General features: G+C 68.6%; 17 protein-coding genes. 6 read left to right on the forward strand and 11 right to left on the reverse strand.

The genetic code is table 11. The features are described 5' to 3' along the window. Both ACZ5TL_RS39040 and ACZ5TL_RS39045 read left to right on the forward strand, forming a co-directional pair. Nucleotides 1–190: hypothetical protein (locus ACZ5TL_RS39040; RefSeq protein ID WP_468595529.1), on the forward strand; the 190-nt coding region annotated here is incomplete at its 5' end. Then, a complete protein-coding gene (locus tag ACZ5TL_RS39045) occupies nucleotides 175–1,272 on the forward strand; it encodes an integrase core domain-containing protein (protein ID WP_468595530.1) in 1,098 nt (365 codons plus the stop codon). The genes ACZ5TL_RS39040 and ACZ5TL_RS39045, both read left to right, overlap by 16 nt. A 197-nt stretch (nucleotides 1,273–1,469) precedes the next feature. Here the strand turns inward: ACZ5TL_RS39045 and ACZ5TL_RS39050 are convergent, their stop codons facing one another. From ACZ5TL_RS39050 to ACZ5TL_RS39060, 3 genes are all read right to left on the reverse strand, one after another. After that, on the reverse strand, nucleotides 1,470–1,853 hold the full coding sequence (locus ACZ5TL_RS39050; RefSeq protein ID WP_279541821.1) for a DUF6009 family protein: 384 nt from the start codon (nucleotides 1,851–1,853) through the stop codon (nucleotides 1,470–1,472). 190 nt (nucleotides 1,854–2,043) lie between these two features. After that, nucleotides 2,044–3,573, reverse strand: a complete 1,530-nt coding sequence (locus tag ACZ5TL_RS39055) for a DNA primase family protein (RefSeq protein ID WP_468595531.1) — start codon at nucleotides 3,571–3,573, stop codon at nucleotides 2,044–2,046. Further along, complete coding sequence (locus ACZ5TL_RS39060; protein ID WP_468595544.1) at nucleotides 3,570–4,628, reverse strand: bifunctional DNA primase/polymerase; 1,059 nt, start codon at nucleotides 4,626–4,628, stop codon at nucleotides 3,570–3,572. The genes ACZ5TL_RS39055 and ACZ5TL_RS39060 overlap by 4 nt, the downstream gene beginning before the upstream one ends. A gap of 1,264 nt (nucleotides 4,629–5,892) precedes the next feature. Here ACZ5TL_RS39060 and ACZ5TL_RS39065 point away from each other — a divergent pair. After that, a complete protein-coding gene (locus ACZ5TL_RS39065; protein ID WP_468595532.1) occupies nucleotides 5,893–6,081 on the forward strand; it encodes a hypothetical protein in 189 nt (62 codons plus the stop codon). Nucleotides 6,082–6,303: 222 nt separating this feature from the next. Here ACZ5TL_RS39065 and ACZ5TL_RS39070 read toward each other — a convergent pair whose 3' ends face one another. The 5 genes from ACZ5TL_RS39070 to ACZ5TL_RS39090 form a co-directional block, all read right to left on the reverse strand. After that, entirely contained in the window at nucleotides 6,304–6,705 is a 402-nt protein-coding gene (locus tag ACZ5TL_RS39070) for a hypothetical protein (protein WP_468595533.1), read from the reverse strand. Nucleotides 6,706–6,754: 49 nt separating this feature from the next. After that, on the reverse strand, nucleotides 6,755–6,982 hold the full coding sequence (locus ACZ5TL_RS39075) for a hypothetical protein (RefSeq protein WP_468595534.1): 228 nt from the start codon (nucleotides 6,980–6,982) through the stop codon (nucleotides 6,755–6,757). A gap of 80 nt (nucleotides 6,983–7,062) precedes the next feature. Beyond that, nucleotides 7,063–7,275, reverse strand: coding sequence for a hypothetical protein (locus tag ACZ5TL_RS39080; protein WP_468595535.1), 213 nt, complete (start codon nucleotides 7,273–7,275; stop codon nucleotides 7,063–7,065). 193 nt (nucleotides 7,276–7,468) lie between these two features. Further along, a complete protein-coding gene (locus tag ACZ5TL_RS39085; RefSeq protein ID WP_468595536.1) occupies nucleotides 7,469–7,726 on the reverse strand; it encodes a hypothetical protein in 258 nt (85 codons plus the stop codon). Further along, the gene (locus tag ACZ5TL_RS39090; protein WP_468595537.1) at nucleotides 7,716–7,952 is read right to left on the reverse strand and encodes a hypothetical protein; all 237 of its coding nucleotides are present in this window, start codon (nucleotides 7,950–7,952) and stop codon (nucleotides 7,716–7,718) included. Before ACZ5TL_RS39090 ends, ACZ5TL_RS39085 begins: the two co-directional genes overlap by 11 nt. A 224-nt stretch (nucleotides 7,953–8,176) precedes the next feature. On the opposite strand from ACZ5TL_RS39090, the gene ACZ5TL_RS39095 reads away from it, so the two are divergent. After that, a complete protein-coding gene (locus ACZ5TL_RS39095) occupies nucleotides 8,177–8,620 on the forward strand; it encodes a hypothetical protein (protein WP_468595538.1) in 444 nt (147 codons plus the stop codon). A 247-nt stretch (nucleotides 8,621–8,867) separates the two neighbouring features. Here ACZ5TL_RS39095 and ACZ5TL_RS39100 read toward each other — a convergent pair whose 3' ends face one another. Next, on the reverse strand, nucleotides 8,868–9,134 hold the full coding sequence (locus ACZ5TL_RS39100; protein ID WP_468595539.1) for a hypothetical protein: 267 nt from the start codon (nucleotides 9,132–9,134) through the stop codon (nucleotides 8,868–8,870). Further along, nucleotides 9,131–9,454 carry a hypothetical protein gene (locus tag ACZ5TL_RS39105; protein ID WP_468595540.1) on the reverse strand — a complete coding sequence of 108 codons (324 nt, stop codon included), beginning with the start codon at nucleotides 9,452–9,454 and terminating at the stop codon, nucleotides 9,131–9,133. The genes ACZ5TL_RS39100 and ACZ5TL_RS39105 overlap by 4 nt, the downstream gene beginning before the upstream one ends. Before the next feature lie 257 nt (nucleotides 9,455–9,711). Between ACZ5TL_RS39105 and ACZ5TL_RS39110 the strand changes: the two genes are divergently transcribed. Beyond that, nucleotides 9,712–10,008, forward strand: coding sequence for a cytochrome P450 (locus tag ACZ5TL_RS39110; RefSeq protein WP_468595541.1), 297 nt, complete (start codon nucleotides 9,712–9,714; stop codon nucleotides 10,006–10,008). Between the two features lie 24 nt (nucleotides 10,009–10,032). On the opposite strand, the gene ACZ5TL_RS39115 is transcribed toward ACZ5TL_RS39110, so the two are convergent. Beyond that, nucleotides 10,033–10,713, reverse strand: coding sequence for an IS3 family transposase (locus tag ACZ5TL_RS39115; protein ID WP_468595542.1), 681 nt, complete (start codon nucleotides 10,711–10,713; stop codon nucleotides 10,033–10,035). Nucleotides 10,714–10,737: 24 nt separating this feature from the next. Here ACZ5TL_RS39115 and ACZ5TL_RS39120 point away from each other — a divergent pair, with 24 nt between their 5' ends. After that, a complete protein-coding gene (locus ACZ5TL_RS39120; RefSeq protein WP_468595543.1) occupies nucleotides 10,738–11,967 on the forward strand; it encodes a tyrosine-type recombinase/integrase in 1,230 nt (409 codons plus the stop codon). Nucleotides 11,968–12,043: the final 76 nt, after the last annotated feature.

Raw genomic sequence — 12,043 nt, forward strand, 5'->3', positions numbered from 1 at the left:
GAAAGCATTCGACATGTCCGACAGCACCTACGGATACCGGCGCGTCCACGCCCAACTGCTCCGCTGGGGCCAGGCCGTCGGCCTGGAGCTGGTCCTGCCCCTGCCGAGAACCTCATCCACCCTGGTGGGAGGCGGTATGGTGGTGTGCCGGGAACTGCGGGAACATGACCGACCGTGCTGCTGCGACTGACGTATCTCGCCGTGACGAACGCGTTCGCGATGCTGCGGCTGCTGCCGATGAGCGACCACGGCAAGGACATCGAGATCCTCGCCCTGCGCCATCAGCTCGTGGTGCTGGAACGCCAACTCGGCAAGGAGAGAGCACGGTTCGCCCCGGGCGACCGGGCGTTCCTGGCCGCGCTGCTGCACCGTCTCCCGCGCGGTGTGCTGCGTCAGGTGCGGCTGCTGGTGCGCCCGGACACGGTGCTGCGCTGGCACCGCGACCTGCTCGCGCGCCGGCGCGCGGCCCGTTCCCGGCCGGGCCGCCCGGGCCGGCCCCGCACCGTGCGCTCCATCCGCGTCCTGGTGCTGCGCCTGGCCCGGGAGAATCCCGGTTGGGGCTACCGCAGAGTGCACGGCGAACTGCTCGTGCTGGGGATCGAGGTGGCCGCTTCCACAGTTTGGGAAATCTTGAGGGAGGCCGGGATCGATCCTGCGCCCGAACGGAGTTCCAGCACGTGGGCCGGCTTCCTGCGCTCCCAGGCCGACGCCCTTGTGGCCTGCGACTTCTTCGAGACGGTCACCCTGACCGGGGCGCGGCTGTACGTGTTCGCGGTGACCGAACACGCCAGCCGCCGGGTCCGGGTCCTGGGCGCTACCTCGCACCCGGATGCGGCCTGGGTGGTCCAGGCCGCGAGGAATCTCGTCATGGACCTGGAAAACGCCGGCTGCCGGGCTCGCTTCCTGATCCGGGACCGGGACGGCAAGTTCCCTGAGTTGTTCGACGGTGTCTTGAAGGACGCGGGCATCAAGGTCGTGCTCAGCGGGATCCGCATGCCGCGCATGAACTCGATCATGGAACGGTGGGTGCAGACCTGCCGGCGCGAGCTCCTGGACCGCACGCTGATCTGGAACCAGCGCCACCTCCTCCACGCCCTGCGAGAGTTCGAGGACTTCTACAACTCCCACAGGCCGCATCAGGGCATCGCGAACACCCGGCCACTGCACCCCTTGCCCGGACCGATCACGGACCCAGAGCAGATAACCCGCCTCGACATACGACGACGCGACCGCCTCGGCGGAATCCTCCACGAGTACGAACATGCCGCGTGACCTGGGCGGACGAGCTTTCCGGCAAGGACAGCGGTCTTGTTGGAGCGCCGGGCAGGCCTTGCACCTGCATCTCCCCACAGGAAGTGGGGCGTCTTTCCTTGGACCACCAGCGCGAGGCACACCTGCAGTTTCCTGCGGCACGCTCAAGATCAATGTAGTGCAGTACTGCAACCAGCGCGCTGCGCCGTGCGAGAAGGTCACGCGCGTGTGCCGGTTATGGCGGCAGGGCCCCTCTGTGAGCGGGGGGTCTTCTCCCCTACCTTCCTTACATCGATCGTGCGGGGATCGACGGCCTCTCCGGGGGCGCCTTCTTGGTAGAGGCCTTCGGGCTGGGCGTCGCGGTCGTGTGGGAGGAGAAAGAAGACGCGGCGGCGGTAGAGGCCGCTGTCAGGGTCAGCTTCGGCGTGGTCGTCGAGTTCGGCGTAGCCGACCATGCGGCCGTCGCGGGCGTAGCGGGGCTTGTTGCGGCGGCGGGGGGTTTTGTCGAGGGCTTGGCGGACGTAGTCGAGGTTTTCGGGGTTTTCCAGCCACACGACGTGTGCTTCGTGGGTGAGATCGCCCTCGGTCAGTAGCGAGCTCATAGCTGGTTGCCCTCCTTGGCGTGCGGGGCTGGATGGCGGTCCGCCTCGTAGTGTGGTGTGCCGCCTGTTGTTGAGCCTGCCCTGGCGGCTTCATGGTAGGCCGGGCCGGTGAGGGCGGGTAGGGGCATCTGGGTGCCCTGATGGGCGGGGCGGTGGCGCGGTGGTTCGCTGTGGTGGTGTGGGGGTTGGTTCATGAGGGTGTGTCCAGCAGGGCGAGGCCGGGGTAGTACTTGCGGCCGTTGGATTTGATCATGTCGGCGGGTGAGGCGAGGCCGACCTCTTGCCGGACGCGGGTGGCGAAGGCGCGGGCGCCTGCGGGGCGGATGCCTTCGCCGCTGCTGCACCAGGAGGCGTAGGTGGTGTAGAGGAGGCCTTGTTCGACGCGTAGGTCGGGCTGGGCTTCGAGGTCGCGGGTGCAGCATTCGGTGAGGAAGCGGCCGATGTGGTCTTCGGTGTTGGCGTACGCGGTGGTGGCGATGCGGACGCGGTCGGGGCCTTCGAGGTTGTCGCGGGTGGTGAGGTAGCGGCGGGCGCCCTCGATGAGCCATTGCAGGATGCCGGGGCCTTCGTCGCGGACGAGTTCGAAGGCCAGGTTGTCGATCTTGCGGTGGTCTGGGACGGTGCGTTCGAAGGGCAGCAGGCGGATGCGGCGCCAGAACGCGAAGCCGCCGGTGGACACTTCGGGGCGGTGGTTGCCGAGTAGCCACAGGTGGTGGGTGGGGCTGAAGGAGAAGTAGTCCTGCCGCATTCGGCGGGCTTTGATTTTGTCTCCGCCGGTCAGGAGCCGGACGCGGGCTTCGTCGAACTTGTCGTTGGGCTTGAGTTCGCTGCAGACGATGAGGCGGCGGCCGTGGAGTTCGGTGAGCTCGGTGGAGTGCTCGGAGAATGCGCCGCGGTCCATGAGGAATCCGGGTGGGGCGGCGTCGGCGTAGTCGCCCAGGACCTGGATCATGGTGTCAAGCAGGACGGACTTGCCGTTCTTGCCGTGTCCGTGGAGGAAGGGCAGGACCTGCGCGCCGACATCGCCGGTGATGGAGTAGCCGAGCAGCAGGTGCAGGAAGTTGATCATTTCCTGGCCTTCGGCGTCGTCGCCGAAGGTGTCGTGCAGGAAGCGGTGCCAGCGCGGGGTGGGGGTCTGCTGGGGGGCGACGCTGGTGGCGCGGGAGTGGAAGTCGCGGGTGGGGTCGGGTTTGCGGAGCAGGCCGGTGTTCAGGTCGACGACGCCGGCGGGGGTGCACAAGGCGTAGGGGTCGCCGTCGAGGGTGTCGGGATCGACGGAGAGGTCCGGGGATGCCTTGGCCTGGGTGAGGAGTGCCTTCATTCCGGTGGTGGACAGGGTGCGCTTTTTGTGGTGGTGGAGCTCGCGGTCGCTGAACAGGCCGCGCGGGTCACTGTCCGGCATGTCCTCGGCCATCTCGCCCGCGGCCCACAGGGCGGCTTTCTCGCCGCCGGTGCGCTTCCAGCGGTAGCCGTCCCAGGAGAACCAGCCCAGGCCTTCGACGTGGCGGAACTGGTCGCGGTAGAGCTTGACGAACAGTTTGGCGTTGCCGCGGTCGGTGAGGGTGCCGGGCAAGGGGGCTGGCTCCGCCCAGGAAGGGGTGGCTGGGGAGGTGTTGGCCTGGGCGGGCAGGGCTGCGGGCGGCTGGGAGGCCTGTTCGAGGTCCAGCATCTGCTGAGCGGCGGCGCTGGCGTCGAAGCGCGGGGTCTCGGCGCTGCTCATGAACGTCCTTCGAGGTGGAGCGGGCGGGCGGCCCCGGCGGCGAGGGCGTCGTCGACGATGCGTTCGTTGCGGGCACTCTGCCAGGGGCGTGCAGCCTCGGCGGCCTCGAGTAGCTGGGTTCGTGCGGTGCGTTCGTCGAGATGCCCGGCTGCCGTGAGTCCTCCGGCGGTGTATGCGGCCTTGTTGAGTTTTTCGGTGAAGGCCGCGCCTTCACGCGTGGCCGCGCACTCAGCGACCTCCAGGAGCAAGGGGTCCAGGACACGTTGCCCGTCGGCAGCGGTTCGGGGACGGCGGGCGCGGGGGACCTCGGGCTTGGGGCGGACCGGTGGGCGCTGGATCACATGGCCGGTTCTCACGAGTTCTTCGCCGAGCCATTCGGGCAGGGGCGCCGGCAGTCGGGTCGGCCCTTCGCGCAGGTAAGTCCCCTGGGTGGTGCGGGTGGTGGGAGCGACGATGTAGCCGCCGTCAGCCCGTACGTCGACCTGCCATGCGAGGGCGACCTTGGAGCTGGATCCGGTCGAGCAGCGGAAGCGTGTGGCTGGGTGGGGGTTTCGGTACCAGACGTGCAGACCACCGGAGGGGGTACGCACGCGCAGCGTGCTGTCGTCGTCGGCGGGACTGGGTTGCCGGCGTAGTGCCGCCAGGAGCGCCAGGGTGTCGAAGCCGGACGCCAGACCCTTCAGGTCGACGGAGTCGTGGATGGCGATGCCAGGCAGGAGGCGGTTGCGGTCGGGGACCGGCGCGGAGTGCGCGTCGATATCGATGACGATCAGGTCGGCTCCCCCGCAGGCCACGCCGACGCCCCAGGACGGCGTGCGGGACCACCAGGCGTCGATGCGCGCGGCGTTGGTCGTCGCGGCGTGGAACCCGTGACATGGACGGTTTGCGGGAAGGCAGGGGCAGCCGGCTGGCTGATGGTGCTGATTCTTGCAGGCTGCGCAGTTTCCCGCGGGCGTCTTGCGGCCCGTCGCAAGGGGATGGACAGGCCAGCCCTGCTCAGCGCACCACCGGGCAACGGCATGCGGTGTGGCAGGCCTCGTAGGGCCTGCAGGCACTCTCGTCGCGCTGGGGCCGGGCACGCGTCGTCCTTCTTCGAGGTTCTCGTTTCCTTCAGTCCCTGACAGGCCCCAGCTGACGCAGTGACCGCATGTAGTGAGGGTCCCAAGGGACTGTAGGGACTGTGTTTCGGAAGAGAGTCTAGAACCCAAGGGCGATGGCGGGCAGCAGCTCCCCCGCGTGGCGGCCTATCAGCTTTTAGGGTCCCTACGGTCCCTTGAGTCGCTCCACGGCGCAACCCATGGGAGCAATGTCCGAATTGAGAGTGGCTGGAGGGACTGCACTTTCGCATAACCGGCCAGCCCATGCTTTGCCGCGAGGCGAGGGACTGGAGCCTGAGCGCAGCTGTGAACAAGGCCGGACTCATCACTGAGCGATGCCCCCAGGCCGCTACAGCCGCCGACCGGCCACGGAGCGGCAGGCACGCCGTCGCCTGCCGCAGCCCTTTTGGTCCCTCACTACAGTCCCTGAACATTTCCGCAGGTCGGAGGCACAATGAACCACTTGCAAGGGACTGTAGGGACTGGAATCCCCAATTATGAGCCAGGTACCACCTGTAGACAGTCAGATGCGCCCGCGCGTACCTGCACACAAGGCTGGCTCATAATTCCGAATGAGAGTCCCTTGAGTCCCTCGACTGAGCCTCATGCCCGTTTGACCTGCACTTTTGTCCAGGGACTGAGTAGCAGGGACCCAACAGGACACAGTCACTGATCGCCAGGTCGTCCGTGGGGCCGCTGTCCACGCAGATGTTGGCCGACAGGTGGCCAACATCGCCCCCACCGGCTACAACCCCACCGAGGCCCCTGACCGGCCCTGCAACGGCTCCTGAGCCCGCGAAGCCCCCCAGGCGCTTCACCCCTGGTGTGGCACCTTCTTCGTGCCCTTGCGATCAAACCGGTAGCACCATCTAAGTCGGCTTGTTCGGGAACAGCAGAACAAGCCAGTGGTTCTTGGGGGCAGAACAACCGGTGCTGCTGCGCGATGGCTGGCAGTCCCGTTGCAGCGGACGGACGAGGCATCGCTGCATCCCGTTGCTGCCCGACCGAGGCCGGCCTGCTGCTCGTGCAGCACCCTTGCGCCGCCCGGGTCGTGCGAATGCTGCGCCACGATGGCCCAGGGGCAGTTCGTGGACACCGCCGCCCGCTACCTCGCCCAGCACGCCTGACCGCTCCACCCGTCGAGCCGCCGGACGGCAGCCCTCGAGTGTCATCGCTCTTCGGCCCGGACGCCCTCCCCGCTGCGCACCAGATCGGAGTCCTCATGGAGCAGCAGTCGAAGGGCCTCGCCCGGATCATCGCCTTCGAGACGGCGGCCGAGCTGAGCGCCGGCACCACCGGCGGCGAGGACATGGCCGTGCTCGTCCCGGCCGCGGCCGCCGTGCTCAACCTGCTCGCCGGCGCCGACCACGACGACATAGTCCAGGCCCTCAAGGCCACCCGCGTCTGCTAAGGGTGTCCGGGACGCCGCAGTTCGCCAGCACGCCGCACAGGGCGGCTCGTACGGCGCTGGCGAACTCCATGGGCGTCACCCGGACCATCGCACAGTCCCGCCGCGACACCTTGCCGAAGAAGGCCCCGAGCCCGATGGAGCAGTGGGTTGCCGCGCGAGGTGATGGTGGTCGGGGGCAGCGGAGTCGGTTCTCACCGACACGCCGTTCGCGACACGCCTACATCAGGTGCGGCCGGGAGGCGCGTAGGTGATGCCGATGTCTCCGGCGGAGGTCGCGGCGAGGGCCACGACCTCCCAGATCGCTGTGGAAACGCTAGCCCGGGGGGCATCACAGGAGTTGTTGAGGAGGTCCACGGTCATTTCCACGGACTTGCCGTCCGGTCCTGTGGCCGTGAACTTGACGTGCTGCGCTACCCATGGGCTCGCGTCGGCAGAGGCGAACATCACCAGGGCGTGGTACGCCGCGAAGTCGTTGCCGTTCCGGCTGAGGGTGAGCGTCCCCTGCTGAAGGTCGATGCCGACGTGGACCTGGGTGTCGTCCTGCGTGATGACGGGTTCGCCGGTGGCGATCAGGTCCACGAGCTCTCCAAGGGGCCGGAGGTGGGAGTTCAGGCTGCCCAGCATGACAGCTGGCTGCCCGTCTGAAGCGGCGTCCGTGAGCCGGTCTCGGGGGTCACAGGCGCTGGACGAGCGACTCGCACAAGGTCAGGCTGTGGGCCGCCTGGAAGAGGTTGCCCTCGGCCGCATTCCGGCGGGCCATGCCCATCATCAGCAGAACGCTCTGGAGGGGGTCGTTCTCGCTGTCGGTGCTTGCTTCCGCTCGGGCGTTCAGCACTTGGTAGGCCTGGTCCAGGACGTCGACCCAGGCGTCGTTGCGCGCTGGCGGTTGTACCCCCGTCATGGGCGTCAGCCACAGGTCGGCGTGCGACTGGAGCAGTTGTTCCGCTGGCCGGAAGTCCAGGATGGTTCCGCAGTCGAGCGTCAGGCCGTCGTCGGTGTGTGGCCCACGGTGGCGGGCCAGTCGGGCAGGTCCTCGGAGTGTGCCGGGCACAGGAAGGCGAACCAGGCCGGGTCTGTGCCCGGTTGTGCGGTTGGCCCCTGCCGCAGGATCACCGAGGCAGTGGAGCATTGCAGGAGCATGCGCATCGCGGTGATCTGGCGGCAGGCGATGAGTCGGTTGATGAGGGACGGCACCTCAGCTCCTTCTCGCAGGGCTGCTCGTGGCGGTGGTCATACCCGTGAGGGTCCAGCATCCGGGGCGCCGGGTCGGGCCGTTGGCGAAGTTCGGCTGGAAGCCGAACACGCTTGTCCTGGAGCGTCACCGCGGCAACGCAGCAGCGCCCCGGACCACACAAGATCCGGGGCGCTGCATGGGCTCGGGAGGCCTCTACGCCTCAACGTAGGCGACGATGGTGATCTGTCGAAGGGCCGTGACGTAGTAGATGACGCGGACCCCGTCGACGGCGTCGACGTAGTCGCGCAGCAGGGTGTCGGGCACCGGGGTGCCCAGGTCGGGGTTGACGCTGATCGCGACGATCGCGCGGTCCAGGCGGTGCGTCTCGCTCGCCGTGAGCTTCGCCAGCTGGCTCAGCGCGGGCTCCACCAGGACGACCTGGGACCGGCGCGGTGCGTGCTCAGGCGACACGGGGCTGCTCACCGGCAAGGCGCTCCAGGTGGGTGTCGCGGGCGTCCTCCCACAGCACGCCTGTCTCCGGGGACGGGTAGCCGTTGGCGGCGATGTCCTCCAGCACCGAGGCGAGGACGTCGACCTTCGCGCGCTGGTCGGCCGCGTACGCGCGGGCGGACGCGGCGGCGTGCTCATCGAGGGGCTGACGGTCGGGCACGGGCGCGGGGGCCGGCTGCTCGCTCATCCGGGACTCCTGGGCTTCTCTCTGGCGTGTGTCACCACGGTATCGCCGGGGCGGGGCGCTCCGGGACGGTACGGCGAAACCCACCCGATGACACAGATGACACATCTGGACAGTGACACAGATGGTCACGACGACCTGGGGAAACGGGGGGTCGATGACACAGGTCGGACTGTTCACTGCTGGCTGTTCAGGCGCCGGGACCCGGCCGGGAGCACGCTGGAGGTATGCGCACCAAGGACGTCCAGGTGGGGCAGACGTACCGCTGCGAGGTGCCGCTCGCGCTTCCGGTGCGGCGGTACCGGCCGACGACCATGGGCGACTCCTGGTGGCCGTTGAGCTGGCTGCGCGGCACGTACTTCCCGCTGGCCGTGGTCGACGTCGACGCCGCCGCCCGGACCGCGCAGGGCCTGGTGATGGGGGCGAGCACCCGGGTCACGGTGGAGCTCACCGAGGACCAGGCGGAGGCGGCCGGCCTTCCGCCCGGCCACGGCTACCAGATCTCCGGGATGCTGCTCGATGCCGACGGCGAACCGTCGAACTCCCGCGGATCACCACACTCACCGTGCCGATCCGCTGGCTGCGCCCGGTGGAGACGCCTGTCTCCCTCAGCCACCACGACGCGGCGTTCCGGGGCTTTCACTGACCCGGTCGGCGTGAGCGGAGCGTGATGACCCGGCCGGGCCGCCGGGCAGGGGTGTCACGCTGTCCCGTTGTCACGCCGGATCGGGCCCGAGCGGGGGTTCGGAGCCCTCTCGGCACTCAAAAAGCGTTCAATACGGACATTCGGCGGATGCTGTCGCATGGTGGCCCGGCGGGCGTGACAGGGCGCGTGACACCCCCGGTGTGACGCACGGTGAGCGTGACAGGCGGCCGGTGCCCCCCTCGCCTCCCCGGAGTGCTGGGGACTGGGGTCGGTCAGTTCCGGAGCGGCGGCCAGACGTGCGGGCCGGTGCACTGCCCGCAGGCGGCGCAGCTGGCGCACTCCATGCAGAACTGCTTCGGGACGCGCGGGCACGAGCAGATCGGGTTGTAGTCCGGGTCGTCGTCGCCCTCGAACCAGGGCTCCCCGAGCGGGGGCGTGTAGTCGACGTGGACCTGTCCGTCGGCCGTCAGGTCCTCGTACCGGGTGCCGCAGCCCGTCGCCTGCACCCACGTGGCGACCACGGGGTCGGCGGCGCTCACCGGCTGCTTCGGCCGCGGGCCTCGATCCATGCGGCGAGTGCGTCGGTGGCCTCCGGGTCGGCCTGGGCGAGTCGGCCGGCAAACTCCAGCTCGCCGTCGGCGGCCGGGGCGCCGGTGCGGGCAAGCGCGGCGAGCAGGGCGGCGTGGGCTCGCACCGCTGCGGGCAGCGAGCCGACGGCGTCCGTGCGCGCGGCCGGGTCGGCGTAGTGGCCGGAGCGGTCGGCGAGGGCCTGCGCCAGCCAGCCGTCGACCACCGGGTGGTAGTCGCCTCGGTGGGCCAGGAGGTCGCGGGCGGCCTCGTCTCCCGGCCGGCTCTCCACGGTCCGGCCGAGTCGGCCGGACCGTGGAGAGCGCGGCGAGTTCGTCGGCGCGGGCGGCGAGCTGCTGCTGCTCCTGGAGGCGCTGCTGCTCGGCTGCTGCGGCTCGCTGATCGGCGGCGAGCTCGTCCTGGACGACGGCGTCGGCCTTCGGGTCGTACGTCCCGCCGGTGGTGGCGAGCAGCTGCGCGATGTGCTCCCACTCGCCGACTTCGGCCGGGCCGCGTTCGTCGTCGGCCAGGTCCTCGCGGTCGCGGTCGATGTGCTGCTGCAGCTGGGCGTCCTCGAGGGCGGCCGAGGCCTCAAGGCACGACGAGGCCGTCTTCGCCGACCCCGACCGCTTCGATGTCACCCGGCGGGCTACCGCGCACCTCACCTTCGGGCACGGCGTGCGCTACTGCATCGGCGCACCCCTGGCCCGCATGGAACTCCAGGTGGCCTTTGGCCAGCTGGTTTCCCGTTTTCCCGGCATGCGGCTTGCCGTGCCGGTCGAGGACCTGCGGGTCCGCAGTGACGTGCTGACCGGCGGCCTCATCGAGCTGCCGGTGACCTGGTGAACCGCCCCGGGTTCCATAGAGATCTCAGACTGTGGTTGTGACCTGGGGTTTCGTGAGTTCGGTGTAGTAGTTGGCTTCGTATTCGACGGGCGGGAGGTGGCCTATCTCACCGTGGAGTCTGCGGTGGTTGTACCAGTCGACCCACTCGGCGGTGGCCAACTCGACCTGGGAGAGCGTCTTCCATGGCCGCTGGGGCTTGATCAACTCGGTCTTGAACAGGCCGATCGTGGACTCCATCAGGGCGTTGTCGTACGCGTCACCGACGGATCCGATGCTCGCCGCGATGCCGGCGGCGTCCAGGTGCTCGGCGAGCTTGAACGATGTGTATTGCGACCCGGCGTCGGAGTGATGGATCAACTCTCCTGGCTGAACGGACTGTTGGTCGCGATCGCGTTGCCAGATGGCCATCTCCAGAGCGTCCAGGACAAAGACGGTCTCCTTCACGGTGGCCGCGGACCAGCCGACGATCCGGCGGGAGAAGGTGTCCACGACGAACGCGACATAGACGGTCGCGGACCAGGTCTTCACGTGGGTGAAGTCCGCCACCCAGCACCGGTTCGGAGCGGCGGCGACGAAGTCGCGGTCGACCAGATCGGGGGCCCTTTGGGCCTGTCCGCCGGGGATCGTGGTGATGACGCGTTTGCCGCGCACCGCGCCCTGGATGCCGAGCTCGCGCATCAGGCGCTCGATGGTGCAGCGGGCCACCGCATGTGGGCCGCCCCGACCCCAGTGACCGAAGCCGACTGCTCCGCCAAGAAGGCCGCGCAGGAGGTCCGCGCCAGATCCGACGCCCGCACCCGGGAGAGGCTGCCAGTCCTGCCCGCGCTGGTGCAGGCAGCTGCCCGTCGGCTGAAAGAAGCCCGGGAGCGCCTGGAGGCACTGGAAGCGGCTGACCTGGGAGCCACCATCACGGTGCACGGCGAGAGCTTCACCCTGCCCCGATCCACCGAGCGAGCCGACGGCAAACCTTCAAAGGTCGTTGACGCCACAGGAACACAGCACGACTTCCGAACAGAGGAAAAGCTGGCCTTCTACGGCTGGGCAACTGTGGAGATCCTCCGGCATACCGGGATGCGCATCGAAGAACTCAAGGAACTCGGCCACCACAGCATCATCAGCTACAAGCTGCCGACCACCGGAGAAGTGATCCCGCTCCTGCAGATCGCCCCGTCCAAGACGGATCAAGAACGCCTCCTGCTGGTCAGCCCGGAGCTCGCCGACGTTCTCAGCGCCGTGATCAGCCGAGTTCGCGGCCGGGATGGCAGGGTGCCGAGCATCCCGTCCTACGACCTGCACGAGAAGGTCTGGAACCCTCCCATGCCGCTGCTCTACCAGTGGCCTGTGGGCGGTGAGAACAGGGCGATCTCCATTGCCACGATCCGCCAGTCGCTCAACACACTGCTGGCCGACACCGGCATCACCGACGCCAGCGGACAGCCGCTGACCTTCCAGCCGCACGACTTCCGCCGAATCTTCATCACCGACGCCATTCTTAACGGCTTGCCTCCGCACATCGCGCAGGTCATCGCAGGTCACGACAGCATCAACACCACGATGGGCTATGCGGCGATCTATCCCACAGACGCCATCGAAGCCCACCGAGCCTTCATCGCCCGCCGTCGCGGCCTTCGACCCGCCGCGGAGTACCGGGCGGTGACCGACGAGGAGTGGCAGGAGTTCCTCGGGCACTTCGAGCGGCGCAAGCTTGCCCTGGGGCAGTGCGGCCGAGCATACGGAAGCAACTGCGTGCACGAACACGCATGTGTTCGATGCCCGGTACTGATCGTGGGGCCAGGCGAGCGGCCCCGCCTGGAAGAGATCCGCGAGAACCTCCACGCCAGGATCACAGAGGCCAAACGCGAAGGATGGCTGGGCGACGTCGAGCAGCTGACCGTCAGCCTTGCGGCCACCGAGGACAAGATCGTCCAGATTGACGCCATTGAGCAGTGTGCATCGTGACGTTGCAGGTCAGGGGTCTGGTGTGCGCGGGGTTCGCGATGCTCGGGCTGGTCGCGGGCGGATGACTTCGGTGTAG

The sequence above is a fragment of the Streptomyces sp. NPDC033136 genome (assembly GCF_055578235.1).

Coding starts and splice junctions, on each gene's coding strand:
- ACZ5TL_RS39050 (WP_279541821.1), bottom strand. CDS start 1,853: ATGAGCTCGCTACTGACCGAGGGCGATCTCACCCACGAAGCACACGTC.
- ACZ5TL_RS39055 (WP_468595531.1), bottom strand. CDS start 3,573: ATGAGCAGCGCCGAGACCCCGCGCTTCGACGCCAGCGCCGCCGCTCAG.
- ACZ5TL_RS39065 (WP_468595532.1), top strand. CDS start 5,893: ATGGAGCAGCAGTCGAAGGGCCTCGCCCGGATCATCGCCTTCGAGACG.
- ACZ5TL_RS39070 (WP_468595533.1), bottom strand. CDS start 6,705: ATGCTGGGCAGCCTGAACTCCCACCTCCGGCCCCTTGGAGAGCTCGTG.
- ACZ5TL_RS39075 (WP_468595534.1), bottom strand. CDS start 6,982: ATGACGGGGGTACAACCGCCAGCGCGCAACGACGCCTGGGTCGACGTC.
- ACZ5TL_RS39090 (WP_468595537.1), bottom strand. CDS start 7,952: ATGAGCGAGCAGCCGGCCCCCGCGCCCGTGCCCGACCGTCAGCCCCTC.
- ACZ5TL_RS39095 (WP_468595538.1), top strand. CDS start 8,177: ATGCGCACCAAGGACGTCCAGGTGGGGCAGACGTACCGCTGCGAGGTG.
- ACZ5TL_RS39110 (WP_468595541.1), top strand. CDS start 9,712: ATGTGCTGCTGCAGCTGGGCGTCCTCGAGGGCGGCCGAGGCCTCAAGG.